This is a genomic window from Modicisalibacter xianhensis, assembly GCF_900113605.1.
Classification (GTDB): Bacteria; Pseudomonadota; Gammaproteobacteria; order Pseudomonadales; family Halomonadaceae; genus Modicisalibacter; species Modicisalibacter xianhensis.
Genome location: NZ_FOPY01000014.1, coordinates 65,488 through 91,309, shown reverse-complemented (window position 1 = coordinate 91,309; position 25,822 = coordinate 65,488). Strand labels below are relative to the sequence as shown.

Sequence of the window (25,822 nt, the reverse complement as noted above, 5' to 3'; positions counted from 1 at the left end):
TCAACCCGTACGCGCGGCTCGCTATGAAAGTGCCGAGCCGCGCCACTCAAGGAGGCAACATCATGAAAGCACTCGTCTATCATGGTCCTGGCCAGCGTCGCTGGGAGGACAAACCGCGCCCAGGCATCACCAAGCCCACGGATGCGGTGGTGCGCATTACCCATACCACCATCTGCGGCACCGACCTGCACATCCTCAAGGGCGACGTACCCGCCGTGGAGGATGGTCGTATCCTCGGCCACGAGGGCGTCGGCGTCGTCGAGGAGGTCGGCGACGGCGTGAGCCATATTCAGGTCGGCGATGAGGTGCTGATTTCCTGCATCACCTCGTGTGGCCGCTGCGACTATTGCAAGCGGGGTCTCTATGCCCACTGCCGCGACGGCGGCTGGATCCTCGGTCACCTGATCGACGGCACCCAGGCCGAGTACGTGCGTATCCCGCACGCGGACAACAGCCTGCACCGTTTACCCAAGGACATGGACCGCGCCGCGGCGGTAATGCTCAGCGACATTCTGCCTACCGGTCATGAGATCGGCGCCCTGAACGGCGAGGTGGGGCTCGGCGACACGGTGGCCATCGTCGGCGCCGGCCCCATCGGTCTGGCGGCCCTGATGACCTCACGTTTCTATTCTCCCGCACGGATTATCATGATCGACCCCGACGAGAACCGACTGGCCATGGCCCGCCAATTGGGTGCCACCGACACCATTGCCCGGGACCCACTTGAAGCCATCGACAAGCTGACCGGTGGCGAAGGCGTGGACGTGGCCATGGAGGCGGTAGGCATTCCCGAGACCTTCGATATCTGCCAGCGCATCGTGCGCCCGGGGGGGCATATCGCCAACATCGGCGTACACGGCAAGAGCGTCGAGTTCCGCCTACAGGATCTGTGGATCAAGAATGTCACGGTGCGTACCGGCCTAGTGAACACCAACACGACTCCGGTGCTGATGCGCATCGTCGAGGCCGGTGGCGTCGAGCCCGCGGGTTTGGTGACCCACCGCTTCAAGCTTGACGACATCGAGAAAGCCTACGACGTGTTTTCCCAGGCGGCGAAGGAGCAGGCCATCAAGATGCTGCTGACCGCCGAGTGATGCTCACCCGCACCGCGAATGGCGGTCACCTCGAGGTCACCGATATCGATCCTGTCAATCAAGGAGCTCAAGCATGGAGTTGAACGGCAAGACGATCGCGATCACCGGCGCCGCCCAAGGGCTTGGCCGCGCCATGGCGGTACGCCTGGCGCAATATGGCGCGCGGACCGCTCTGCTGGACAGGGATGAGGACGGCCTGCAACAGACCCACGCCGCTTGCGAGCAAGCGGGAGTGCGAAGCCGGTACTATCCCGTGGATATTACCGAGGAAACCCATGTGGAAGCCTGTTTCCAGGCGCTGGCGAATGATTTCGGCGCGCTGGACGGGGTGATCAACAACGCCGGCATCACCCAGGATGGCCTGCTGGTCAAGGCCAAGGATGGCCATGTCGTCAAGAAGATGTCATTGGCGGACTGGGACGCAGTCTCGCATATCGATATGCGTGGCGTCTTTCTGTGCGCCCGGGAGGCGGTGGCGCGGATGATCGAGATGCGGGCGGATGACACCACCCGCCAATCCCCTGGGCTGATCCTTAATATTTCGAGTATCAGCCGTGCGGGCAATATCGGCCAGACCAACTACTCGGCGGCCAAGTCGGGGGTGGATGCGATGACCGTCACCTGGGCCAAGGAGCTCGCCCGCCACAACATCCGCGTCGCCGCCATCGCTCCCGGGTTCTTTCGCACGGCCATGGTCGAGGCGATGCCCGACAAGGTCCTCGACAAGCTGCGGGCCCAGATCCCGGTGGGACGGCTGGGGGACCCCGCGGAAGTCGCTCACGCGGCGCAGTTCATCTTCGAAAACGACTACTTCAATGGCCGGGTCCTGGCGTTGGATGGTGGGCTGCGTTTGTAGACGGGGGACGCAGCCAGCATGCACCGTTCTGAATCATGAAAAGGGCAAACAGCGATGAAACACGAACAAGCGGAACGGAAGTCTTTCGTGGATCCGGTATGTGGCATGGCGATCAGCTTCCAGACTGCCGCCGTGGGGAGTGAATACCGGGGAAAGCGCTATTACTTCTGTTCAGCGGCTTGCCGCGAACAGTTCGAGGCGGATCCCGAACGGTACGCTCGTGCGCAGTGGCAGCATAGGTCGAGACGTGGGTGAACGTCGAGGCCCTTCAGCCGTGATCCAGGCCCAGACCGTCTGCGCCGTCCCCACGCGCCGGGAGCCCGTGACCGTGATCGGCGCGGGCCCCGCCGGGTTGGCCTGCGCCATCGTGCTGGCGCGCGCCGGGCAGCGCGTGATCGTGCACGAGCGCCGCCGTCGCGTTGGCGCCCGCTTTCACGGTGACTTCCAAGGGCTCGAGAGCTGGAGTGACGACATCGATGTGCTCGATGAACTCGCGAGCGCGGGGATCCGACCCAGCTTCGAGCATCATGCCATCTCGCACGTGACGGCCTTCGACGGCCGGGACGCTCGCCACGAGATTCGTGCGGAGAAGCCATTGTACTACCTGGTCCGGCGCGGGTCGGGGACGGACACGCTGGATCAGGCGCTGCTCGAGCAGGCCCAGGCCAGCGGCGTGGAGGTAAGGCTCTCCTCTCCCCTCAAGAGCGCTCCCGGCCTCGCCGTCGTGGCCACGGGGCCGGTGCTCGCCAACATCATGGCGGTGGGCTACCTGTTCGAGACCGCTATGCCGGACGGCCAGTGGGCCTGCTTCAGCGACCGCCTGGCGCCGGACGGCTATGCCTACCTGCTGGTGCAGGGTGGGCGGGGGACCGTCGCCACCTGTCTGTTCAGGGAGTTCACCCGCAACGACGAATTCCTGGCGCGCACGATCGCCTTCTTTACCGAGCATGCCGGGCTGGACATGCGCACCGCTCGCCCCTTCGGCGGGGTCGGCAACTATGGGCCGCCCTGCCGGGGCGAACACGTGGGACGCCTGCTGGTGGGTGAGCATGCGGGCTTTCAGGACGCACTCGCGGGCTTCGGCATGCGTTACGCCCTGCGCTCGGGCATCCTGGCCGCGCGCAGCCTGCTGGAGGGTAGCGATTACGACTCGCTGTGGCGGCACTCGCTGCTGCCGGCCATCCGCCAGAGCATCGGCAACCGACTGCTGTACGCCAAGGCCGGTGATCGAGGGCGACGGGCCATGTTTCGCCGGATGGCGGTGGGGGATGCGCGCCCGATGCTCGCCAGGCTATACAGCCCGAGCCTGTTGGGCCGGATCCTGTATCCATTCGCGCGACGGCACGGGCGCATACCCCAGCACGACCCGGACTGCTGCGACGACGCCTGCACCTGTGTGCGCTGCCTGTGCCAGCGCCACGTCACCTCAGGGGTTGTCGAGCCACAGCTGAAGACCCGACCACCGACATCCTAGAGAGAGGAAGGACGAACATGGAACTCATCGACATGAAAGGACGCAAGGGCCTGATCGTGGGGGCCGCCAACGAACACAGCCTGGCCTGGTCGGCCGCCCGGCATTTCCACCATGCCGGCGCGGAGCTGGCGCTCACCTACCTCAACGACAAGGCGCGGCCCCATGTCGAGCCACTGGCCCGGGAGGTGAACGCCGGGCTCTTGCTGCCCTGCGATGTCACCGTGCCGGGGCAACTGGAGGCGGTATTCGAGGCGATCCGTCAGCGCTGGGGACGGCTGGACTTTCTCCTGCACGCCATCGCCTGGGCCCGCAAGGAGGAACTGCACGGGCGACTCACGGACTGCTCGGCCGAGGGCTTCGCCGAATCGATGGTGATTTCCTGTCACTCCCTGATCCGCATGGCCCAGTTGGCCGAACCCTTGATGGACCGTGGCGGCAGCCTCATGACGCTGAGCTACTTCGGTGCCGAGAAGGTCGTCGATCACTATAACGTCATGGGGCCCGTCAAGGCCGCGCTGGAGGCCTCGGTGCGCTATCTGGCCCACGAACTGGGCCCCCGCAACATCCGTGTCAATACCCTTTCCGCCGGCGCGGTCAGGACCCGGGCGGCCTCCGGCATCGAGCACTTCGACGAGCTGCTCAACGAGTCCGCGAAGCGGGCTCCCCTGCGCCGTACCGTGGACGCCGATGAGGTGGGTCGCACTGCGCTGATGTTGGCCAGCGACTATACCACCGGCATTACCGGCGAGGTGCTCCACGTCGATGGCGGCTTTCATGTCGCCGGCATGGTCTTTCACTGAGTCATGACATTTCACTGCAACTAGCAAGGAGGCTTGCGTAATGTTGTCGGCATTCCTCAGTCGCATCGTTCAGGCCGGAGAGCTCACGGTGATAACACCGTCCGGGAAGCGGCAGTGTTTCGGGCCTGGTGGCGCGCCTTCTGTCACGGTGCGGCTCCACCACCGGGCGCTCTATCGCAAACTGATCATTAACCCCGACCTGTATCTGGGCGAGGCCTACATGGATGGGACCTTGACCGTGGAGGAGGGGAGCCTGCGCGACTTCCTCGACCTCTGCACCGCCAGCGTCGAAGCCCTCGATCGCCATCCGATGCAGCGGCTGCGCCAGCGGCTTGGCCGACCCCTGCGTTATCTACAACAGTACAATCCGCTCGGCCGCTCGCGCGCGAATGTCGCCCATCATTACGATCTCTCGGCCGAGCTGTTCGATCTCTTTCTCGACGCGGATCGCCAGTATTCCTGCGCCTATTTCCCTGACGGCAACGAGAGTCTCGAGCAGGCGCAGGAGAAAAAGAAGCGCCATCTCGCCGCCAAGCTGTTGTTGCAGCCGGGCATGCGCGTGCTCGATATCGGCTCGGGCTGGGGCGGCCTCGCCCTTCATATCGCCGAGAGCGCCGGGGCCCGTGTCAAGGGGATCACCCTCTCCGAGGAGCAGTTGCACGTCGCCCAGCAGCGGGCGGTGCGCTCCGGGCTGGGCGAGCGTGCGCGCTTCGAGCTGCTCGACTACCGAGCGGAGCACGAGGTCTACGACCGGATCGTCTCGGTCGGCATGTTCGAGCACGTCGGGGTGTCGCACTATGGGGGATTCTTCCGCACCTTGAAGGGCTTGCTCAAGCCCAACGGCGTCGCTCTGATTCATGCCATCGGGCGCATGGAGCCGCCGGGGCAAACCAATCCCTGGCTGCGCAAGTACATCTTCCCGGGCGGCTATTGCCCCGCGCTCTCGGAGGTGCTGGCCGCGGTGGAAAAGGCCGGCCTGTGGGTAACGGACATCGAGGTGCTGCGCCTCGACTATGCGGAGACGCTGCGGGAGTGGGCGCGACGCTTCGCGGCCAACCGCGAGCAGGTGCGTGCATTCTACGACGAACGCTTCTGTCGCATGTGGGAATTCTATCTAAACATGTGCGAGATGGCCTTTCGCAACGGACCGATAATGGTCTTCCAGATCCAGCTCACACGCCAGCGGGACGCCGTTCCCTCGCACCGGAACTACATCGCGGATTGGGAGCATGCCCTGGAAAACGACGCCAACGAAGTCGCGTGAGCGGGTCGGGTCGGAAGGTGGTTTTACTGTTGGGAGCGGTGCTCGCCGGATTCCACTGAGGTGAGTAAGGAGACTTCATGGTATTTTTGGCATTCTTCAGCCGTCTGGCTCATGAGTACGGTACCGCATGAGCGAGAACGGAAAGCTAAGTAATGGCGACACCGACGTGAGCCTTGATCTCGGGCATCCGCGAGACCCGAACGGCAATGCGAGCGACCGTTCGATTGGTGTGGTGGCAAAATCTAGCGCTGGTTTCAATACCCTGCTCGCCGCCACTTTCGTCGTCTTCCTCGGCTACGGCACGGTGCTGCCGATCCTGCCGCTGTTCCTCGACCGCGTGCTGGCAGTGACTATCCCCGGGGACGTATCGCTGCACACCGGGCTGCTGACGGGGGTGTATACGCTGGCCTTGTTCGGCTTCGCCCCACTATGGGGAAGTCTCTCCGACCGCCTGGGCCGGCGGCCCGTCCTGCTGTGGGGGCTGGCAGGGTTTGCACTGGCCATGCTGGGGTTCAGCCTGACTCGAAACCTGCCACTCGCCTATGGAGTACGGGCCCTTGCCGGCGCCTTCGCGGCGGCGGTGATCCCGGTGGCACTGGCGCAGGCGGCCGAGTGTGACGATGCGACACGCCGTGCACGTCGTTTCGCTTGGCTCAGTGCCGCCTCCACCCTGGGCTTCCTGTCCGGCCCCATGCTCAGCGGTTGGCTCGCCAGCATTCCGATGGTGATGCCGCAATCCGAGATGCTGCTCGGCGGACCCGTGGCCTGGCCCTTCGTGGTCACGGCGGGACTCGCCGGTGCGGTGTGGCTGTTGCTCTACCATCACGTTCGCGAACAGTCGGCACACCGTCCGCCTGCCGACGAGCCTGCCGGTGAGCCGGCGTCGCCTCGGGCCATCGGTGGCTTTCTGACGCTGACGCTGCTGGCGATGCTGGGCCTGGGGGCCTTCGAGGTGGGCCTCAGCCTGCAGGCGCGACAGTCAATCGGTCTCGACCCCTTCAGGGTCGGATTGCTGTTCACGGAGTGCAGCCTGGTGATGCTGGCGGTGCAGCTGCTGTGGTCGGCATACCCACCGAAACGACTCTCCCCCGGCCATCTGATCGGCGGGGCCTTCCTGCTGATGGCCGGGGGCATTCTCGGCCTCCCCTACGCCTCGGGCTTCTGGGAGGCATTCGTCGTGGTGGGGCTGTTGGGCGCCGGATCGGGACTACTGATTCCTTTGCTGGCCTATCAGGTCTCCCTGGCCAGCGGGCCGGCACAGGGTGCGGCGCTGGGCAAGCAGACCGCCTTGGCCAGCCTCGGGCAAGCCGTGGGGTCTGCGGGCGCCGGGATGCTGTTCGTGGGTAGTGCGCTCGGCACGTACTGGGGGCTTGCGGTCGTGCTTTTCGTTACTGCCATCGTCACTTTCGTTGTTCACTATCATCCTCGCGTGATAGCACTGGTTAAACACGCACCGCGTCAGGATTGAAGGGGAATGTTTCCTGTGTTTTTCAAGCTTGATATGGGTCAATGGGCAGATGGCATCACTGGCCTAAAGTAAGGGGACCGCTTCCCACCAGCGGCTTTCCCTCTCGACGAATTTCGCGTTGTCCCCGGCAGCGTCGCTTGCATCGTGCCGAGACAACCCCCTCTTGTGTGGAGTCATCGGCCCGGCATGTCACAACCCCTCAGTCACTATCGCAATATCCTCAGTATCGTCGGCGGCATCGTCCGAGTACGTGTGCCCCAAGGCGATGAAAACCGAGCCTCCCCGGCGCGCTTTCGCGATCTCGCCAGCCTGCGCAAGGCCGACGGCGAGACGGTGCTCGCCCAGGTGATCCGCATCGATGACGATGTGGTCTCGCTGCAGGTCTTCGGCGGTACCGCCGGCCTGACCACCCAGGCCTCGATCCGCTTCCTCGGTCACCCCATGCGGGTCATCTGCTCCCAGAATGTGCTGGGGCGGGCCTTCAACAGCCTCGGCGAGCCCATGGATCGCGGCCCGGCGCTCGGCGAGGATCGTCGAGTGGACATCGGCGGCCCCTCGGTGAATCCCATGCGCCGGGTGATGCCGAGCCGCATGATCCGCACCGACGTGCCGATGATCGACGTCTTCAACACCCTGGTGGAGAGCCAGAAGATTCCCATCTTCTCGGTGGCCGGGGAGCCCTACAATGCTTTGCTTGCTCGCATCGCCATTCACGCCGATGCGGACGTGGTGGTGTTCGGCGGCATGGGGCTGATCTTCGACGACTACCACTACTTTCGCCAGCGCTTCCTCGACGCCGGCGTGTTCGCCCATACGGTGATGTTCGCCAACCTGGCCTCGGACTCGGTGGTGGAGCGCCTGCTGGTGCCGGACATGGCACTGGCGGTGGCGGAGCGTTTCGCCGTGGAGGAGGGCAAGCGGGTGCTGGTGCTGCTCACGGACATGACCGCCTTCGCCGACGCCTTGAAGGAGGTGGGCATCAGCATGGAGCGAGTGCCGTCGAATCGCGGCCACATGGGGGATCTCTACTCCCAACTGGCGCGGCGCTATGAGAAGGCCTGCGACTTCCACGGCGCCGGCTCGGTCACGGTGCTCACCGTCACGACCATGCCCGGCGACGACATCACCCACCCGGTACCGGACAACACCGGCTACATCACCGAGGGCCAGTTCTACCTGCGCGACGGCCGGATCGATCCCTTCGGCTCCCTGTCCCGGCTCAAGCAGCACGTGATCGGCAAGAGCACCCGGGAGGATCACGGCGCGCTGATGAATACCATGATCCGGCTGTATGCCGGCGCACGGGACGCCCAGCAGAAGCGCGCCATGGCCTTCGAACTCTCCCGCTTCGACGAAAAGCTGCTGCGCTTCGGTGAGCTGTTCGAGACCCGCTTCATGGATGTCTCGGTCTCCCTGCCCCTGGAGCGCGCCCTGGACCTGGCCTGGAAGACCCTGGCGGAATGCTTCGAGCCCCAGGAACTGCTCATGCGTCAGCAGCTGATCGACAAGTTTTTTCCCGGCAAGCAGCAACAGCCCGGCGAGGAGACGCCAGCCGATAGCATGGCGTAGTCATCGGAAAAAGGATGTGGTGGCGTGGCACGACTCTCATTAAACAAGACCGCCCTGCACCGGGAACAGTCCCGGCTCCGGCAGTTCCAGCGGCTGTTGCTGTCCCTGGACCTCAAGCGCCGCCAGCTGATCGCCGAGCGCCGGCGCGCCCGGGAAACAGTGCAGGCCAGCGAGGCGGAGCTGGACGCCCTGGTGGCCCGGGTGCGCGAGCGGCTACCCATGGCCGGGGACGACACCCTGAAGATCGAGAATCTGGCCCAAGTGACGGCTGTGCGGCTGCGCGAGCACAACCTGCTCGGCGTGCATCTGCCGATGCTGGAGGGTATCGATATCGACCTCGCCGACTATCCGGCGCTGACCACGCCCCACTGGTTGGATCGCTATCGGGAAGTCCTGCGCGACGCGCTCGCATTGACGGTGCGCCTGCAGGTGGAGTGGGAGCGGCTGCATCGCCTGGAGCGGGCGGTCAGGCGGGTCACCCAGCGGGTCAACCTGTTCGACAAGGTATTGATTCCGCGCACCCGGGAGCATATCCGCCGCATTCGCATCCATCTCGCCGACGGCGAGCGCTCCGCGGTGGTGCGGGCCAAGCTCGCCAAGCGCAAGCAGGCTCAGGGAGCGCGCCGATGAGCATCGTGTCCCTGCGCCGAGTGACCCTGGTCGGCAGCCACGGCGACAAGCCGGCCACGCTGCGCGAGCTGCAGCGCCTGGGCGTCATGCACCTGATCGACCTGGGAGAGACAAGGCGCGACACCCCCACCGGCGCGGTGGCCGGCGACACCCGCAAGGCGCTGGCCTACCTGCTCGACTGCCCGGCCAAGCGCCATCAGGTGCCCAGCGACCCGGACTTCGATCATCAGGCCATCGTCGAGCGCGCCCTGGAGAATCAGCGCCGGATGCGGGATCTGGAGGACAGCATCGACTTCGCCCGGCGGCGTCTCAAGGATCTCGAGCCCTGGGGAGATTTCGACTTCCCGCCCCTGGAAAGCCTCGCCGGGCATCGCCTGTGGTTCTACGAGGTACCCCACTACAGGGCGCGCCAGCTCGCGGAAGTCGAGCTGCCCTGGCAGGAAGTGCATCGCGACAACCGCAACCGCTATATCGCGGTGATCAGTCGGGAAGAGCCCGCCATGGACGCCCTGCCGGTGCCGCGCACCCATACCGGCAGCGTGCCGCGCTGGCGGCTGCGTGAGCAGCTGCAGCGCCTGGTGGTGCGCCTCGATGAGTGCACCGCCGAGCGAGAGGCGCTGACCCGCTGGATTCATCTGCTCCATCGCCATCAGGCCCGGGCGGAGGATGCCACCCGCCTGACTCAGGCCCAGCAGCTCACCCGCGACACGGATGCGATCTTCGCCGTGCAGGGCTGGGTGCCCGAGGCGGCGATCGAGGACGTTCGACGCCTCGCCGAGCAGCAAGGGCTTGCCCTGCTCGACGAGCCGGTGGGTCCCGAGGATCAGCCCCCCACTCTGCTCGACAACGACGAGCGCACCGCCGGCGGCGCGGAGATCGTGCACTTCTATCAGATGCCCGGCTATCGCAGCTGGGACCCCTCCCGGGTGATCTTCTTCTCCTTCGCGGCGTTCTTCGCCATGATCCTCGCGGACGCCGGCTACGCCCTGCTGCTGCTCGGCGCGCTGCTGTTCTTCTCACCACGCCTCAAACGCAGTCGTACGGGATTGCGAGTGCGCACTCTGGGTTTTGCCCTGGTCGGCTTCGCCTTCGCCTACGGCGTGCTTGCGGGCAGCTATTTCGGCTGGAGCCCGCCACCGGAAAGCTGGCTTTCTCACTCGAGGCTCCTCGACGTCAACGACTTCGGTCAGATGATGCAGCTGGCGATCGGCATCGGCCTGGCGCACCTGATCGTCGCCAACGCCACCGTGGCCTGGCACCACCGGGGGCGAGCCGCCATGCTGGCGCCGCTGGGCTGGATTGTCGCCCTGCTGGCCGGTGTCATGCTTTTCTACGGCATGACCGGCGGTGCCGTCGCCATGACCCTGGGGCTGATCGGCGTCTTCGTCTTTACCGATACCCGCCCCATACGTGAACCGCTGGACCTGCTCAAGCGGGTCGGTGGCGGTCTCTACGCCCTGACCGACGTGACCCGGGCCTTCGGCGACGTGCTGAGCTACCTGCGCCTGTTCGCCCTGGGGCTCGCCAGCGCGTCGCTCGCGGTCACCTTCAACCAGCTCGCCGCGGACGCGGCGGCGGCCTTTCCGGGGCTCGGCATCCTGCTCAACGCGCTGATCCTGATCGTCGGCCACGCCCTGAACTTCGTGCTGGCGGTGGTCAGCGGCGTGGTGCACGGACTGCGGCTCAATCTGATCGAGTTCTACCACTGGGGCATCTCGGACGAGGGCTACCCTTTTACCGCATTCGCAAAAACGGAGACCACACCATGGAGCAACTGATTCTCGCCCTGGGCTGGGCGGGCCTTTACGGCCCCATGGCCCTGGGGGCCATCGGCAGCATCATCGGCTGCGCCATCGCCGGCCAGGCGGCCATCGGTGCCCTGCTCGAGACCGAGTCCGGCCACGGGCGCTTCATCGGGCTCTCGGCGATGCCCTCCTCCCAGAGCATCTATGGCATCGTGGTGATGTTCACCCTGCAGCGCCCGATCACCCTCGAGACCTCCGCGGGGCTGTTCTCCGTGGGCATCCTCGCCGGGGTGGCCCTATTGCTGAGTGCGGTCTACCAGGGCAGCTGCTGTGCTTCGGCGATCAACAGCGCGAAGAGCAAGCCGGAGATCTTCGGCCTGTCCATCGCCCCGGCGGCCATCGTCGAAGGCTTCGGGGTGTTCGCCTTCATCTTCGCCCTGGTGATCGGCGGCAATATTCCGGCCCAATGAGTTCGAGGAGATCCTCATGAGTCAAGCGGAATCCCTGCAGGGCGCCTCCTCCGGCGTCGAGGCGCTGATCGAGCGGCTGCGCGGCGAGGGGGTCGAGCAGGGCCGGGAGGAAGCCCGGCGCATCGTGGGGGATGCGGAGCGTCGCGCCACCTGGATGATCGAGCAGGCGGAGCGGGACGCCGAGGAACTGCGTCGGGAGGCCCGAGAGGAAGCCGGGCGCCTGGAAAACGCCGCCAGGGAAGCGCTGCGGGTCGCCGCCCGGGACGCGGTGCTGGAGATGCAGGCCACCCTGACCCACCGCTTTCGCGATCATCTACGCTGGCTGGTGGGCGAGGCCCTGTCCCGGGAGGACCTGCTGCAGCGGCTGATTCTCGAACTCGCCGCCCGCACCCGGGCCGAGTCGCCGCTGGAGGCGGAGAACGACATCGAAGTGATGCTGCCCCGGGACGCGGTGGGGCTGGAGGAGCTGCGTCGCCGCCCGGAAGCGCTCAAGGAGGGCACGCTTTCCTGGTTCGTGGCCGCCCAGGCCCGGGAGGTGCTGCGTGAGGGGGTACGCTTCACCACAGGCGAGCACGCAAGCGGCCTGCGCATCCGCCTGCACGAGCACGAGATGGAGCTCGATTTCAGCGACGAGGCGGTGGCGGAGCTGCTATTGCAGCATCTGCAGCCGCGCTTTCGCGCCATGCTCGAAGGCATCGTCAAGTAGCGATGTCATTAACAACGATGTCCAAACGCCACCAGTACGTCGACCTGCTCGCCAGCCTGCCGGCCCTGCCCGCCACGCCCTTCGGCCGCGAGCCCCTGCCGATCTCGGCGATTCGTCTGGAGCGTCGCCTGGAGACTCTGAGCGACGCCCATCGCGACACGCTAGAGGCGCTGGAGAGCCTGCTCGACTGGCGGCATCTGGGCCTGGAGTTGTCCACCGTGGCCTATATTCATCGCTACCGGCAGGCGGCGCCTCGGCTGGCGGAGCAGGGTGTGAAAGATCTCGTCGAGGCCCAGCTCGAACAGTGCACCCTGGTGGCGGCCCTGCGTCGACGCCGGTCCGGCGACCCTGCTCCGGCCTTGGGCGAAACCTGGGGAATCGGCCCGCGCCTGGCGCATATCGGCGCCCACTGGCAGGCAGCGCTGTTCGGCCTGGGAGCGGTCTTTCCCTGGCTCGCCGAGGCCCGGGAGCATCTGGCGCAGGACCGTCCCCGGGAGCTGGAGCGACGGCTCATCGAGGAGAACTGGCGGCGGCTGGAGCGGGCGCGGCGCTATGACCGCTTCGACTTTCGCGAGGTCGTCATCTACTGGCTGCGCTGGCGACTGATCGCCGCCTGGCGGCGCTACAACGCCGAGGCGGCACAGCGTCGTCTGCGAGCCGATATCGCGCGGGGGCTCGGCGACTACGGAGTGCTTTTTCAGGAGGTCGAGAGTGATGGATAAGGATTGCCGGGTGGTCAATGTCCAGGACGATATCGTGGTCATCGAGGCTCTTGAAGATTCGAAGGGGCTGATGAAGAACGAGGTGGTCTATATCCGTCCCGCCCAGGATGAGGAGGAACGGGACGTCCGCCTCAAGGGCGAAGTGCTGCGAGTCCAGGGCAAGCGGGCGGACGTTCAGGTCTTCGAGGATACCGGCGGCATCAAGGTGGGCGACGGCGTGGAGCAGACCGGCGAGATGCTCTCGGTCACCCTCGGCCCGGGTCTGCTGGGGCAGATCTACGACGGCCTGCAGAACCCCCTGGAGCAGATCGCCCTGCAGTCCGGCTTCTTCCTGCCTCGGGGGCTACACCTGGCGGCCCTGGACAGGACCACCAAGTGGTCCTTTTCCCCCAGGGTGCGCATGGGCGCCAAACTGCGCGCCGGGGACACCCTGGGCACCGTGCAGGAGGGGCGTTTCACCCACCGCATCATGGTGCCCTTCGACACCCGGGGGGAGCAGGAGGTGAGTTGGATCCAGGAGGGCAGCTTCGCCGTGGACGTACCGGTGGCGCGCCTCGTCGACGAGGCGGGCGTCGAGCGCCGGGTCACCCTGGCCCAGCGCTGGCCGGTGCGCACACCGCTGCCGCAGCGCCTGCTCGCCAGCCACGCCAGCGAGCGGCTCTATCCCGACCGCCCCCTGGACACCACCATTCGGGTGATCGATACCTTCTTCCCCATCGCCACCGGCGGCACCGCCTGCATTCCCGGCCCCTTCGGCGCCGGCAAGACGGTGCTGCAGAACCTTATCGCCCGCTACTCCACCGTGGATATCGTGATCATCGTCGCCTGCGGCGAGCGGGCCGGCGAGGTGGTGGAGACCATCACCGAGTTCCCGCGACTCAGCGACCCGACCACCGGCGGCTCGCTGATGGACCGCACCGTGATCGTCTGCAACACCTCCTCGATGCCGGTGGCCGCCCGGGAGGCCTCCATCTACACCGGCATCACCCTCGGCGAATACTATCGTCAGATGGGGCTCGACGTGCTGCTGATCGCCGACTCCACCTCGCGCTGGGCCCAGGCGATGCGCGAGACCTCCGGACGCATGGAGGAGATTCCCGGCGAGGAGGCCTACCCCGCCTACCTGGACTCGGCGGTGCGCAGCGTCTACGAACGCGCCGGCGTGATTCGGAACAACGCCGGCGACAGCGGCAGCCTGACCCTGATCGGCACCGTCTCCCCCTCCGGCGGCAACTTCGAGGAGCCGGTGACCCAGGCGACCCTGAGTACGGTCAAGGCGTTTCTCGGTCTGTCATCCGAGCGCGCCTACAAGCGCTTCTATCCGGCGGTAGATCCCCTGCTCTCCTGGTCACGCTATCGAGCCGAGCTCGAACCCGCCATCGCCGAGCGTCTCGGCAAGGAGTGGCCGGGGCGAATCGACGAATTATTACAGCTGCTTCACGATGGGGAGGACGTCAACCAGATGATGCAGGTCACCGGGGACGAGGGCATCACACTCGAGGACTTCCTCACCTACCACAAGGCCGCCTTCCTCGATCTGGTCTATCTCCAGCAGGATGCCTTCGATGCGGTGGATGGCAGCACCTCCCCGGCGCGCCAGCGGCGCAGCCTGGAACTGATCCATCCGCTGGTGAACGCGACATACGCCTTCGAGGAGAAGGACGCCATTCGCGAGTACTTCACCGCCCTGGCCAGCGAGATGAAGAACCTCAACTACGCCCCGCTGGATTCCAGCGAGTATCGTCGTCACTACCGGGAGATAGAACGATTGGCCCAACAAGCGGGACTCGAACTGGCAGCACCGCTGGAAGCGTCGAATGAGTCCACGTCGAAAAGATGAAATATCTTCATCCATCACCGAGCCGGGCCGCATCGACCAGCAGGACGACCGTCTGGCCATCGTCGACGGCTGAACCTTGGTGCACTACGCGGCCCTCGACGCGATCACGGCCATCTACCCGGCGCAGCCTGTCCACGGCGTGGGCTATTGCTTGGACGGAACCCTGCTGTCAACCGCCGCGGCCGCCATAGGGCGGGACGGTGCCAAGGCAACTGGAGGCGGTATTCGAAGCGATCTACCAGCGTTGGGGGGCTGGACTTCCTCATACACTCCACCGCCTGGGCACGCAAGGAGGAGCTGCATGGACGCCTCACCGATTGCTCGGCCGAGGGCTTCGTGGAATCGATGACGGTGTCCTGCCATTCGCTGATCCTCATGGTCCAGCTGGCTGAGCCGTTGATGGACCGTGGCATTTGCCTGGCTCAGTGCCGCCTCCACACTGGGGTTTTTGTCCGGCCCCATGCTCAACGGTTGGCTCGCCAGCATACCGATGGTGATGCCGCAATCCGAGAGGCTGCTCGGCGGGCCCGTGGCCTGGCCCTTCGTGGTCACGGCAGGACTCGCCGGTGCGATGTGGCTGTTGCTCTACCATCATGTTCACGAACAGCCGGCTCATCGGTGGCTTCCTGACGCTGACGCTGCTGGCGATGCTCGGCCTTGGGGCCTTCGCGGTAGGACTCAGCCTGCAGGCGCGACAGTCGATCGGGCTCGACCCTTTCAGGGTCGGGTTGCTGTTCACCGAGTGCGGGCTGGTGCCGCAGCGTCCGAATCCCCAGGTACGCACCCGTTGGTGCGTGCCCACCGGCGAGGCTCGCGGCAAACAGCCGAAGTATTTCGTCCTCGGTAAAATCTATACGCACTGACAGGGATGCACGGCCTGGCTTTCCCGACCCCGCGACATCTCGCGGGTCAGCCAGAAGCCGGCGCCGAGCAGCAAGGCGCCGCCATAGATCATGCCTCGGCCCGGCACCTCTGCGAAGATCAGAAAACCCAGGCTCGAGGCCACCACCGGCGAGACGATGATATCGACCAGGGCATAGACGTTGGCATTGAGCGACTTCAAGACGATGGAGATGCCGAAATAGGCGAAGCCCGTGGACACGATGCCCAGGCTTGCGGCCCAGAGCATCACCGGCAGTTCCACGCCGAGTGCCGGATAGGCGATCGTCATCGCCACCTGGCCGGGACCCGCGATCAACAGGAACGGCGAGAGCACCAGCGCCGCGACTAGCAGCGACCAGGCGATGTCATTCCCGGTCTCGGTCTTGCCCTCATAGCGCATGTAGGTAACCATCGCGGCGTAGATCGCCCCGGTGGCCAGCGCCACGAGGTTGCCCAGCATATGGCCGCCGCCGAGCGGATTGGCGAGCGCGATACCGATCAGGGCGATGGCGAAGATCAAGACATAGCTCCTGCGCGCCTTCTCGCCCAAGAACAGCGCCGAAAAGATGAACACGAAGAATGGCGCGATGCTCCAGAAGATCACCGCGTTGGCGATCGGCACAAGTGACATGGCGAAGTTGAAGACGCCGCCCTGGGCGGCGATCAGTACGCCGATGATGGCGGTATCCTTGACGTTGCCTTTGGGAAACCGAGGCCATTGCCGAGTTGCCAGGGCCCGCGCTATGAATAGGAAGGCCGCCGCGAAGGCCATGGCATAGAAGGTCAAAGTTTGGATCGGAATCCGCCCGTCGGTAAGCTTAACGAACACACCGATGGTCGCCTCGGAGACCGTGATCAGCGCAAGCAGAAGGAGGGTGTTCATGCCTGCCCTCCCTTGCTCGCCGGTCGCGTGACATCGATCACTTCGGCACCTGACTCGTCGAGACAGGTGGTCTCCACCTGCAGTGTGGCGAAGAAAAAGCCATAATGATCCTTGAGCATGCTATAGCCGGCTTTGAGCACGGCCTGTGGATCGGTGCCGTCGGAGATTCGCAGGTGACCGGAGAATACGTAACGGCCGCTGGTCAGTGCCCAGGCGTGCACGTGATGAGCATTTTCCACGCCGTCAAGCGCTATCAGTGCTTCCGTCACCTCGGCCAGTCGAATCTCGGAGGGCGTACCCTCCATCAGCAAATGGGTGGCATCGCGCAGGATACCCCAGCTCGCCCACAACAGTACGAAGCCGAAGGCCATGCCAAGCAGCGGGTCGATCAGCAAGAACCCGGTGAAGCGAATCACCAGCGCGGTGACGATGATGAGCAGGCTGCCGACGAAAGTCTGGATGATATGCCACAATGCGCCTTTGACGTTCAGGTCGCTGCGGCTTTGTTTCCAGATCAGGCCCAGCGAGACGATCTCGGTAAGCAGGCCGCCAGCCGCCGCCCACAGCATGGGTGCCGTGGACAGATCAATGGGGTCGGTCATCCGCATGCCGGCCATCACGACCACGATCAGCGCCATGCCCAGCAAAAAGCCGCCGTTGACCAGGGCACCCACGATCTCGGCGCGATACCAGCCGAAGCTGCGGTCCTCATCAGCCGGGCGGCGGGCGAGCCGGGCAGCGGTGATGGCCACCAGCACGCCACCCACCGCCGAGAAGGTGTGGAAGGCGTCCGAGATCACCGCGACCGAGCCGGTCCAAAGACCGATGCCCATCTCGATGAAGAAGTAGATCCCCGTCAGCCAGGCCGAAATCGCCATTCCAGATCCACTGGAAGGCATGTGCCCCGCATGGCCGTGACCGCCGTTGCCGTGATTCATAAGCGCACCTTGTCTCCGTTTCAGTACGTGCCATTCGATCATGGGCATCGTGTTCGAGCGATCACGTCCGGGCCCCGGCATGGCCAGAGATTCATTCATGACGCGGCCCCTGCCCAGTGTTGCCACGTACCCCTTTCGACTCGACATCTGATTGGGTCACCGACTGATCCGAAAGGCTCGAGAGTAACCCCGTCAATCTGCCCGCATGCATGAGCGGTTCCTCCAACTTGAGAAGAGCACCGCACGAACAAGGTACACCGGCCGAAGAGCAACGGGTTTGTCGAACGTCTGCATAGAACGCTGTTGGACGAGCATTGTCAATGGCCATCAGAACTGACCCACCAGTGGCCAACAAAACTGACCCACCCGTGATCGTCAGCTGAGCGTCTTCTGCTTCAGCCGGTAGCTCTCCCCGCCGAGCAGGTAGAGGTGCGAGTGATGGATGATCCGGTCGACGATCGGCACCGCCACGTTGTCGTCGTGGAAGAACTCGCCCCAGCTGGTGAAGTCCTTGTTGGTGGTGATGATCAGCGACCGGTGCTCGTAGAACCGGTTGATCAGCTGGAACAGCGCGTAGCGCGCCTGCCGGCTCATCGGCAGGTAGCCCAGCTCGTCGATCACCAGGGCGTCGACCTTGGCGAGCTTGTGCAGCGTCTTCTTCAGCTCGCCCTTCATCTCCGCTAGCTCCAGCTCCTCGACCAGGTCCAGGGCGTTGCGGAACAGCACCCGGTAGCCGGCCTCGATGGCCTTCTGGCCGATACCGATGCTTAGATGAGTCTTGCCCACCCCTGGCGGGCCGATGAACACCAGATTCTCGCGGTTATCGAGGAAGGAGAAGTCCAGCAGGGCGTTGATCTGGCGCTTGGTGATGGTGGTCTGGTGCCGGTAGTCGAACCCCTCCAGCCGCTTGTCGCTGGGGAAGCCGGCTTGGCGCCGGTAGAGGTCGATGCGCTTCGCCTCGCGGGTCTGGCGCTCGTGCTCGACCAGCATGTCGGCAAAGGCCAGGTAGGAGACCTCGTTAGCCTCGGCCTGAGCCAGCAGCGCGGTGAGGCCGCCGGCGATGGCGCCCAGGCGCAGGCTGCGGTAGCGCCCGACGGTCAGCTCAAGCTGCCCCATGGGTCACCTCCTGCTGGCCGCTGGAGTGGCCAAGCCGGCCGTACTGAGCCAGCTCCGCCGGTGTCGTACAGGGGATCAGGTATTTATGGCGGTTCTGCCTGAAACCCGCTTGGATCAACCTATGTGCAATTAACGCCGTGTATATTAGCCGCACCAAGCCCGAGCACTCCTCAAAACTCAGGCGTTCTCTGGTCTTTAATTCTCGCGATGGGGCGGGTTTCTTTCGCAGCGCTCAGTAATGTATCAATATTCCTGCCGAGCAACTTGGCCTCCTCAAGCGAGGTAGCCGACTCAAGAGCGTTGCGTAAGCCTTGAAGCTCGTGAGAGAAGGCAGCAATTTGCCGCTCGAAATAGGCCATCCTTTCGGCACTGCTGAAGTAGCCTGCCTTTTCATGGGCCATATGCAGGTATGGCGCTACGCCCTGCATTGATTTGTGGCCTGTCTGGCTCATCAGCCGCACGCCTATACCGGCCTGGGCCGCCGCAGATCCCCGGGTGTCCAGGGCATAGGCGCAAGCCAGGATGTCGATCCAGTTATGGCGCAGCAGATGAAGGTGCGCAGGCTCATGCAACCCGGCCAGCTTCTTCAGTTGTAGCACTTCATCGCTGAACGAGCGCGTCGCCCATGACCGGCCATCGCTTGCGACGAAAAGGAGTCCGGGATCGGCATCTATGATACCGTTAGTCTTGCCACGTAAGATCGCCCGCTTTCTCGGCCCCTTGATCCAGCGGATCGCTCGCATGATCAGTTCCGGTGCAAAAGCGACAACTCGCTCATCGTTAACGATGCCGGACTTCGCGACTGTCATGGCAACTCTGACGCTCTGCTGACTCTCGGGGCTGCGCCTCTGTTCCTCCAAACGGCGCTTAGCCTCTTCAATATCCTTCACTGTCAAACGCGACAACTCGATACGTCGTGCTCCTGTCTGCTCCGCGCACGAGAGAAGTAGCTTCATCCTATCCCGGCGAAACTTGCCGCTCTCACCTGGCACTCCTAATCTGGGAATCGCGTTCCAAAGCGCTTCAATCGTCTCCGAAGATACCGGGAAGCGCGGGACCCGGGCACTCACCGGTAGAAGTGAAGCATGAGCGAAAGTGCTCTTTGCGATTGCTCCACGCTTAGTGCGGATCTGATACGTTTCCATACCAATGACAATCTGCGCAGGATCCTCGGTACCAATAACCAAACTGTCGCCGAAGTAGTGCCTACGCTGTAGCCAACTAAGAGCATGGAAACAACGACGCAGAATGGTGTTGATCTGGTTGTTACTCCGCTCTGTTTTATCCCGGAGAAGGTGGTTGCGAAAGTCGACCATCGTCTGGCCATCAATGGCGACGAGCGGGAGCCTGAGACTGTCTAGGTATTGGACGAAGAGCGATAGATTGGCGGCATATGTCTGGAGTGAGCCCACGGCCTTCGTACCCGTGCCGAAGTACCGTAGCAGATAGTCTATGAACGGCCAAAAAGGATACCCGGCATTGTCGAGAATCAATGGCATACCAGCGTCATCGCACTTGTACGCTCTTTTGAATGCCGGATCGCGGATATTAGCGGCCTGCGTCGAGCGGAGAATTTTTCTCATCATTCTCATCCTCAGCCACTTGGCTGCCAGGTAAAGGCTGCTTTGCAGCAACGAGCGCAAGACGGTACTTGGCATGGTGGCGCCGCATCGCCTCTTGTCGATGGGCATTCATTTGAGCTTCGGCTTCCAGCGTGCTTACTGCGTCCAGGTAAGCAGCGCGCAACTGAAGGAGAGCATCTGTGAGGACGCTCACCTGGTGGTTAAGGTCGCTGTTGCGTGCTTTGAGCCCGGTCTTGGTATCCGACCGCTTCTTATTGATTAAGGTGTCCTGAGAATGTTCTCGGAGCGCTTTTTGCTCTTGGGTCTTATGAAGGGCGCGGAGTTGCTTCGAAAGTCCTTTTAAGTCCTTATACAGATTCAGGTCACAATTCTTTGCAGCGTTGACCGAGCAGCAGACAATCTCCAGGCCCTTCTCCTTACTCTTAAACTCCCACGCGCAAATGCATGCCACAGACGCGTAGGCTTCAAAACCATCAGGGATTCGGCCTTCAGTGAGCATTTCCTGCAGATGCCTCTGTTTCCATATCAAGCTCTTATGAATTCTCGCCTGCTTCTCGGCGATCCCGGACGCAATTTGACCAGACTGTAATCTTGGCAAGGCTATGCAACCTCCCTCTGATATCGGATAATGAGCGCTTCGCCTGCGCTCTTCACATCCGGACTGGCAACGACCTCGATGTTGAGCGCTCCTGATTCGTGCAAGTATTCAAGATAGTCTTGGAGATCCTCGTCAGGAATGACTTCGAGGCGGTTGACATTGAAATGGCGCTCCACATCCGCCTCAAGCTTTTCCCGGTTTTCAACATTGGCGATGTGCCTACGCAGGGCTTCCATCGTAAAGCGCGCCTCCTCCTCGAAGAGTTCTGCCCCACCCATGGACTCTTGGATGTAGCGGAGGGTTTGCTCTTTGTTCAGGTGACCCATGAACCATGACAGGGCGTCGAGGGAGGCGTCGCGGCGATGCCAAAAGAAGGCCATCGCGAAGAAGCGACGCAGTTCGTGTGGCTGCACGTACCAGCGAGCAAGAACGTCATTGACGGTCTGGGCTGGTACTTCGATCATGTCGGCGAACTGCGCCATGCGATTGATAATCAGATGCCTCCCCTCTATATCTCGAAGCGCGTCCCCGAAGCGAAAGATGAAGCCGCTCGTGCTGGCAGTCCCCGAGAGCGACGCAATAAGCCCGAATGCCTGTGCGCCGACATCGGGTATCGGCCGCAACACTTCCTGCATAGGTCCATAGTCACTTCCCTTTTCCAGGTAAAAGCGCAGCCGATAGCAGCCCGGCTCGCCGACCAAACCGTCTCCACGGAGCGCAACAAGCTCCTCGACTCGCCGCGCTGAGAACGCGCCAAGCACTAGGAAGCAAGCGCCGATGAGACAATCTATCGCATCGAAAATAGAGGGGGATTCGCGCCGGGTACGGTGTTTGACGCCGGTGTGATATCTGTGGGCACGAACTATATTCAGTGAATCAAGGGCTACAGGCTGGCGTACCTTGCCAAACGCAGCTGTGCCACTGTATTTGCTTAGTCTTTGGCCGCCAGTCGCATCCACTAGGTCGAAATAATAGCCGACCAGCTCGTGGCCATACTCAACCACCCATTTGATCGCGTGATTGAGGTAGTGCAGTGCGATTGGGTATGGAATGGTAGGGGTTCTGTTGGTGCCGCGACCGAGTTGTTCTGCGTATAAGCTTGGGCTTGATTCGATACCGAAGGCGTCAAAGCCAATGCCGTCTGGCAGATACGGACGTTGGGTGAAAAGTTCTCGCCAGGGTAGCAGAAGACTATAGATCGTGTGCTTGCCAACGGTAGGCTCTACGTCATCACCCCAGCCATTCGCGATTCGAAGATCGACCAGCTCAGTTGTATAGGCACTTCGGTCATTGCGTCGCGGCATTGATAACCCGCTCTCCTCCAGAATGGCCCTCACTGCTGGACTCTTGGCTAAATGTACCATCGGGAGATCGGTCGCATCGGCCAACTTCTGATAGGAAACCAAGCCATCTGCATTCAGTATTGAGCTGTAGTCCTCGTTATCTTCTAGGTCCGCAAGATACGCCTGAATGTTCTCAGAGACACCGAGAAGGCCCTCCAAACCCCGCTGGACATCCTCAAGAAACCATTCGAAGTGCTTCACTGTCAGGGCCCCGAATCGGAGCATGGTTAAAGGCTCGCTCAAGCCTCGCAAGATCATCCAACGTATGAGGGCTATAGCGCCATGGGCAAGTTTTAGCTGCACCCTTGCATTCGATGTGAACATCGAAGGGCCGGAGCGGGAGAGCCACACCAGACGCCGGATCGTCTCCAGCAGATCCGCCATCTCCGGGTCTAGCAAAGTCCTTCCCTTCAGCAACCTAACGTCCCAGTTGATACGATTGGCTCTACGCCACCGATCGGTGCCGGGGACTCGCTCTTCTTTGCCGAACCCCCTTTTGATGTACCACACCGGGGCGTGCCAGTCGGACAGCAGCCAATCGGCTATAGGAGTCTCCGAGAAGTCAGGAGCATCAAGAAAGCTAATGAGTTGGGCGCGGTCGAGAGACTTTTTCATGTAGCCTCCAGGAGCTCGTTGAGACATGGGAACTCGATTTCGCAGTCTGTATTGCGCGCCAGCGCGAGGCCTTCTCGATAGATGCTCGCAAGTTCGCGGTCCATACAACTGCGCATGACGCCATGTAGACAATTGCGCAGGTCGAGCCAATCGCGAGCCAGAAAGCGTTTATAGACTCTATCTAGACTGAATCGGGGGTGCCTCGCCTGCAACTCCTTGAGCGCATCGCACAGCCGCTCAAGCACCGCGACATTCCTCGGGCTGAGCATAAATACCGATTGCTGTTGCGGAGTGGATTCGGCCACGATCTCCCGATCTCTTCTTTTGAACATGGGGGACCCGGACAAGGCCTTGTCTTGGCGAATCGCCTCCAGCTCGGTACTCAGCCCATCAAGGGACTCAAAACGCAGCGCTTTCACCAAAATATCGGCATCTTGCTGCGTTGCAGCGATAACTAAGAGGTTTTGGAATTTGCGAATCTGATGCTCATAGAAGGCGTCCTGGATCTCTTTGGGAATGTAGTTGCGGAGGGCGACGTCGGGTCTGTTATTAAGATACGCGGCGGCGACCTGCATATCGCCTCCGGCTTCGAACCAAACCACAACGCCCCCCAGGACACGGACATCCGCTCGGGTTATAGGCTTCGAGATAAGCGCGCTGATACTAGGCCAGCGACGCAAGAACGCTTTCCAAAGGCTCTGATGCTTTCCTATCGGAGCCGGCACATCGCCCCTTCTTGGTGCCAGCCACAGGGCCATTTCGCCATCTTGCCGCCAGTGCTCCGTCATCGCATACAGTGCGGACATGATCTCCGAGACACTGATCGCCTCGCTTGGGCCTGCAAGCTTATGAACGACCTTCGCCGCCCTTGGCTTCACAACAGCAACACGGGTCAGGGCGGGGTCGTCGAATGAGCTAGTTAGACGCAATTCGCCATTTAAATTTTGCAGGCGAGCCGAATCCAGTGACTCCACGTTCACTCCTAGCTCAATCACCAGCAGAATGAAGAACGCTACGGAGGTTGTTCGAGTCAGCCCAAGATGGCGACGAACAAATTCTCGACCGTAACTCTGTGTCACACTTCCCCATGAAAAGGGCAGTGCCTCCAGGACGGCGATTCCGTTGTGGCGGTGATGAAGGTAGCCCACGAGATTCTGCAAACCATTTGGGTGGTACGTCGAGAAGAAACTGATGCGAGCCTGGTATTTGCCATGCCGCAGATCAGGGTCACACGTAACGCCCCGGCCCAGGAAGTACTCCAAGCGCTCGATGTCACAGGCTCTAGCCATTTCCTGACCTCTCTTGAAGAGTTCGATGGATTCGCTGGCCTCCTGCTGAGCCGCCTCCCGAATAGCTCGCAAAAGCTCGCTGCTGGCTCTGTGAACGTCGTCGAAGAACTCTCCATCTTTCACGCTCGGGAGTGCAAGTTTGCGTGCACTGCTACTCGTAATGGCGAGCTTGTCCAAAACGGTCGGAGTAGAGCGATGAATTTTTCGAAGTCCCGGCACTTTCTTATCTAACGGAGGCAGTGGAAAAACCGGGATTACTTTGATCTGTTGTAATTGCCGCAGGTGTAGGCGACCGGCTTCCCAATAGCGATGAGAGGAGAGATATTCCCGCTCTTCCGAGCTGAGCCACGAAATCAGCCAGCTATGAAGATTATCAAAGACTTTGGTTGCGCTCGATTGGTAGAAGGATGGGTTCCGACCATGGGTGGTGCACCACTCCAGATAGTTATTTATCGGATAAATAACATGCTGCTGGGTGGTCTGCGACCTCCCCGCCAGTTGCCTCTCCATACCTGAACGCAGCCGATCAGCTTCAGAGACAGGAAGGTGGCGCAGCCCCGAGAACTGGTAGGTTCGGGTCTTTCGCCCTCCCGGGAGGATGCATGTGAGGGTAAAATTGGTACCTATGTCAGAGCGCCCGACTGTCATATAGCACCATTGCTTCTTTATGATTGTTGTCATTTAGAAGCGTAGCGTAGTTATCAGGAAGAGACCGAAAATAATTCCTTTTTAAAACTGATATTTATTAAATTGATAAATTTACTCACAAGCTAAATGATAGTGCAGCAGACCGACTAAAAATGTGCGCCAGCTGGGCTGGGACAACGGCAAGGACATCGAAAAACTGGCTCATATCATGCAGTCGATGGATCTCATCGCCGTGCAGGAGCTGATGAGTGAGGATGCCTTGGTAGCACTGGTCAACCAGCTCGAGAAGACGACCGGCGAGGACTGGGAATCGATGGCCAGCCATTCCCTTGGCAAGGGGGAGCGGTATCGAGAGCACTATGGCTTCGTCTGGCGCGTTTCGGAGGTGGAGTATGCCGAGGGCGCGGTAGTCTTCCTCGATCATGATGACGTATTCGCCCGGGAGCCTTATTCGGCTGTGTTCCGAGATGTAGAGTCTGGCCTCGAGCTGGCGCTGGCCAATGTGCATGTCGTATATGGCGATTCAGTCGGCGATCGCGTCCCGGAGATTGAGGCCTTGGCCGACTATTGGGAATGGCTTGGGGAGGTCTACCCCGACACGCCACGAGTGGTAGCGGGAGATTTCAACCTGGAACCTGATCATGTGGCATGGGCTGCACTTCGAGCTGCTGGGGCCATGCCGGCTTTGGAGCGAGTGGCCACCACCCTGGCACACGAGACAGGGGTTTACCGCAACCTTTACGATAATTTCTGGTACGAGAGCACCGGCTTGCCCGTGACGGATCAAGGGATGATCCCTTTCCCCAGCTTGTTTCAGATGGAACACGACGAAGCTCGTTCTGCAGTGTCTGACCATGCCCCGGTCTTTATGGCGTTGGGAAACACCGAGCTGAAGCTATACGCCTGGCCTGGCGCCAGCTCCCCAACTGTCGATACGGGTCAGCTCGCATCCGATTGCATCGACTTGAACACGAGCCCGGAGAGCGCTCTGGAGGGGCTGCCACACATCGGGCCGGTACGGGCCAGCCAGATTGCAGATATGCGCCCCTGGGGCTCTGTGGGCCAGCTGACGGACATCGGCGGCCTAGGGCAGGCCAGAGTGGCTGACATCCGCGATAGCGGCCTCCTGTGCCCGTTGGCCGGGTAATGGAACCTGAGCCACACTCAAGGCCGACCACCATCTAGTTAAATGACACGGGCACCGTGGTGGTGTCCGCTGCCCCTTTCCCCCGTCTCTTCAAGCGTCACCCTGTCCCCTAACTCCCTCTGAGACCTGCAATCCAGCAGGA

24 protein-coding genes are annotated in these 25,822 nt (G+C 62.4%); 17 read left to right on the top strand and 7 right to left on the bottom strand.

Going from position 1 to position 25,822, the window contains the following annotated elements; genetic code table 11:
• Nucleotides 1-62 precede the first annotated feature (62 nt).
• The 16 genes from BM194_RS16100 to BM194_RS16025 all read left to right on the top strand — a co-directional run bounded on the left by BM194_RS16100 (nucleotide 63) and on the right by BM194_RS16025 (nucleotide 15,501).
• The gene (locus tag BM194_RS16100; RefSeq protein ID WP_035557727.1) at nucleotides 63-1,094 is read left to right on the top strand and encodes a zinc-dependent alcohol dehydrogenase family protein; all 1,032 of its coding nucleotides are present in this window, start codon (nucleotides 63-65) and stop codon (nucleotides 1,092-1,094) included.
• Nucleotides 1,095-1,167: 73 nt separating this feature from the next.
• The gene (locus tag BM194_RS16095; protein ID WP_092848838.1) at nucleotides 1,168-1,950 is read left to right on the top strand and encodes an SDR family oxidoreductase; all 783 of its coding nucleotides are present in this window, start codon (nucleotides 1,168-1,170) and stop codon (nucleotides 1,948-1,950) included.
• A gap of 54 nt (nucleotides 1,951-2,004) precedes the next feature.
• Nucleotides 2,005-2,205, top strand: coding sequence for a YHS domain-containing protein (locus tag BM194_RS21160; RefSeq protein WP_035557733.1), 201 nt, complete (start codon nucleotides 2,005-2,007; stop codon nucleotides 2,203-2,205).
• On the top strand, nucleotides 2,171-3,424 hold the full coding sequence (locus BM194_RS16085) for an NAD(P)/FAD-dependent oxidoreductase (protein ID WP_422730675.1): 1,254 nt from the start codon (nucleotides 2,171-2,173) through the stop codon (nucleotides 3,422-3,424). Before BM194_RS21160 ends, BM194_RS16085 begins: the two co-directional genes overlap by 35 nt.
• Before the next feature lie 17 nt (nucleotides 3,425-3,441).
• On the top strand, nucleotides 3,442-4,224 hold the full coding sequence (fabI, locus tag BM194_RS16080; protein ID WP_092848831.1) for an enoyl-ACP reductase FabI: 783 nt from the start codon (nucleotides 3,442-3,444) through the stop codon (nucleotides 4,222-4,224).
• 40 nt (nucleotides 4,225-4,264) lie between these two features.
• Nucleotides 4,265-5,488, top strand: a complete 1,224-nt coding sequence (locus BM194_RS16075) for an SAM-dependent methyltransferase (protein ID WP_092848828.1) — start codon at nucleotides 4,265-4,267, stop codon at nucleotides 5,486-5,488.
• 127 nt (nucleotides 5,489-5,615) lie between these two features.
• Nucleotides 5,616-6,956: an MFS transporter gene (locus BM194_RS16070; RefSeq protein ID WP_092848825.1), complete on the top strand. Its 1,341-nt coding sequence runs from the start codon at nucleotides 5,616-5,618 to the stop codon at nucleotides 6,954-6,956.
• Between the two features lie 186 nt (nucleotides 6,957-7,142).
• Nucleotides 7,143-8,525, top strand: coding sequence for a V-type ATP synthase subunit B (locus BM194_RS16065; RefSeq protein WP_035557747.1), 1,383 nt, complete (start codon nucleotides 7,143-7,145; stop codon nucleotides 8,523-8,525).
• Nucleotides 8,526-8,549: 24 nt separating this feature from the next.
• The gene (locus BM194_RS16060) at nucleotides 8,550-9,155 is read left to right on the top strand and encodes a V-type ATP synthase subunit D (protein ID WP_035557749.1); all 606 of its coding nucleotides are present in this window, start codon (nucleotides 8,550-8,552) and stop codon (nucleotides 9,153-9,155) included.
• The gene (locus BM194_RS16055) at nucleotides 9,152-10,933 is read left to right on the top strand and encodes a V-type ATP synthase subunit I (protein WP_035557752.1); all 1,782 of its coding nucleotides are present in this window, start codon (nucleotides 9,152-9,154) and stop codon (nucleotides 10,931-10,933) included. The genes BM194_RS16060 and BM194_RS16055 overlap by 4 nt, the downstream gene beginning before the upstream one ends.
• Nucleotides 10,921-11,370 carry an ATP synthase subunit C gene (locus BM194_RS16050; RefSeq protein ID WP_035557755.1) on the top strand — a complete coding sequence of 150 codons (450 nt, stop codon included), beginning with the start codon at nucleotides 10,921-10,923 and terminating at the stop codon, nucleotides 11,368-11,370. Before BM194_RS16055 ends, BM194_RS16050 begins: the two co-directional genes overlap by 13 nt.
• Before the next feature lie 16 nt (nucleotides 11,371-11,386).
• The gene (locus BM194_RS16045) at nucleotides 11,387-12,076 is read left to right on the top strand and encodes a hypothetical protein (protein ID WP_092848822.1); all 690 of its coding nucleotides are present in this window, start codon (nucleotides 11,387-11,389) and stop codon (nucleotides 12,074-12,076) included.
• Between the two features lie 17 nt (nucleotides 12,077-12,093).
• The gene (locus BM194_RS16040) at nucleotides 12,094-12,798 is read left to right on the top strand and encodes a hypothetical protein (protein ID WP_092848819.1); all 705 of its coding nucleotides are present in this window, start codon (nucleotides 12,094-12,096) and stop codon (nucleotides 12,796-12,798) included.
• Entirely contained in the window at nucleotides 12,791-14,638 is a 1,848-nt protein-coding gene (locus tag BM194_RS16035) for a V-type ATP synthase subunit A (protein ID WP_092848817.1), read from the top strand. The genes BM194_RS16040 and BM194_RS16035 overlap by 8 nt, the downstream gene beginning before the upstream one ends.
• 147 nt (nucleotides 14,639-14,785) lie before the next feature.
• Nucleotides 14,786-15,268, top strand: coding sequence for an SDR family oxidoreductase (locus BM194_RS21155; RefSeq protein WP_218155408.1), 483 nt, complete (start codon nucleotides 14,786-14,788; stop codon nucleotides 15,266-15,268).
• Nucleotides 15,232-15,501: a hypothetical protein gene (locus BM194_RS16025; protein ID WP_092848815.1), complete on the top strand. Its 270-nt coding sequence runs from the start codon at nucleotides 15,232-15,234 to the stop codon at nucleotides 15,499-15,501. Before BM194_RS21155 ends, BM194_RS16025 begins: the two co-directional genes overlap by 37 nt.
• Here BM194_RS16025 and BM194_RS16020 read toward each other — a convergent pair.
• The 7 genes from BM194_RS16020 to BM194_RS15995 form a co-directional block, all read right to left on the bottom strand.
• The gene (locus BM194_RS16020; RefSeq protein ID WP_092848813.1) at nucleotides 15,489-16,403 is read right to left on the bottom strand and encodes a DMT family transporter; all 915 of its coding nucleotides are present in this window, start codon (nucleotides 16,401-16,403) and stop codon (nucleotides 15,489-15,491) included. The two genes, BM194_RS16025 and BM194_RS16020, sit on opposite strands and share 13 nt — an antisense overlap.
• Nucleotides 16,400-17,281 (bottom strand): cation diffusion facilitator family transporter, encoded by an 882-nt coding sequence (locus BM194_RS16015; RefSeq protein WP_218155407.1) that lies wholly within the window; start codon nucleotides 17,279-17,281, stop codon nucleotides 16,400-16,402. The genes BM194_RS16020 and BM194_RS16015 overlap by 4 nt, the downstream gene beginning before the upstream one ends.
• Before the next feature lie 435 nt (nucleotides 17,282-17,716).
• Nucleotides 17,717-18,457, bottom strand: coding sequence for an IS21-like element helper ATPase IstB (gene istB, locus BM194_RS16010; RefSeq protein WP_092848808.1), 741 nt, complete (start codon nucleotides 18,455-18,457; stop codon nucleotides 17,717-17,719).
• Nucleotides 18,458-18,627: 170 nt separating this feature from the next.
• Entirely contained in the window at nucleotides 18,628-20,043 is a 1,416-nt protein-coding gene (locus tag BM194_RS16005; RefSeq protein WP_218155406.1) for a tyrosine-type recombinase/integrase, read from the bottom strand.
• Complete coding sequence (locus BM194_RS20680; protein WP_177223441.1) at nucleotides 20,006-20,638, bottom strand: hypothetical protein; 633 nt, start codon at nucleotides 20,636-20,638, stop codon at nucleotides 20,006-20,008. The genes BM194_RS16005 and BM194_RS20680 overlap by 38 nt, the downstream gene beginning before the upstream one ends.
• Before the next feature lie 2 nt (nucleotides 20,639-20,640).
• On the bottom strand, nucleotides 20,641-22,596 hold the full coding sequence (locus BM194_RS16000) for a hypothetical protein (protein ID WP_092848805.1): 1,956 nt from the start codon (nucleotides 22,594-22,596) through the stop codon (nucleotides 20,641-20,643).
• The gene (locus BM194_RS15995; protein WP_143097609.1) at nucleotides 22,593-24,395 is read right to left on the bottom strand and encodes a hypothetical protein; all 1,803 of its coding nucleotides are present in this window, start codon (nucleotides 24,393-24,395) and stop codon (nucleotides 22,593-22,595) included. Before BM194_RS15995 ends, BM194_RS16000 begins: the two co-directional genes overlap by 4 nt.
• A 292-nt stretch (nucleotides 24,396-24,687) precedes the next feature.
• Between BM194_RS15995 and BM194_RS15990 the strand changes: the two genes are divergently transcribed.
• Entirely contained in the window at nucleotides 24,688-25,680 is a 993-nt protein-coding gene (locus tag BM194_RS15990; RefSeq protein ID WP_244890990.1) for an endonuclease, read from the top strand.
• Nucleotides 25,681-25,822: the final 142 nt, after the last annotated feature.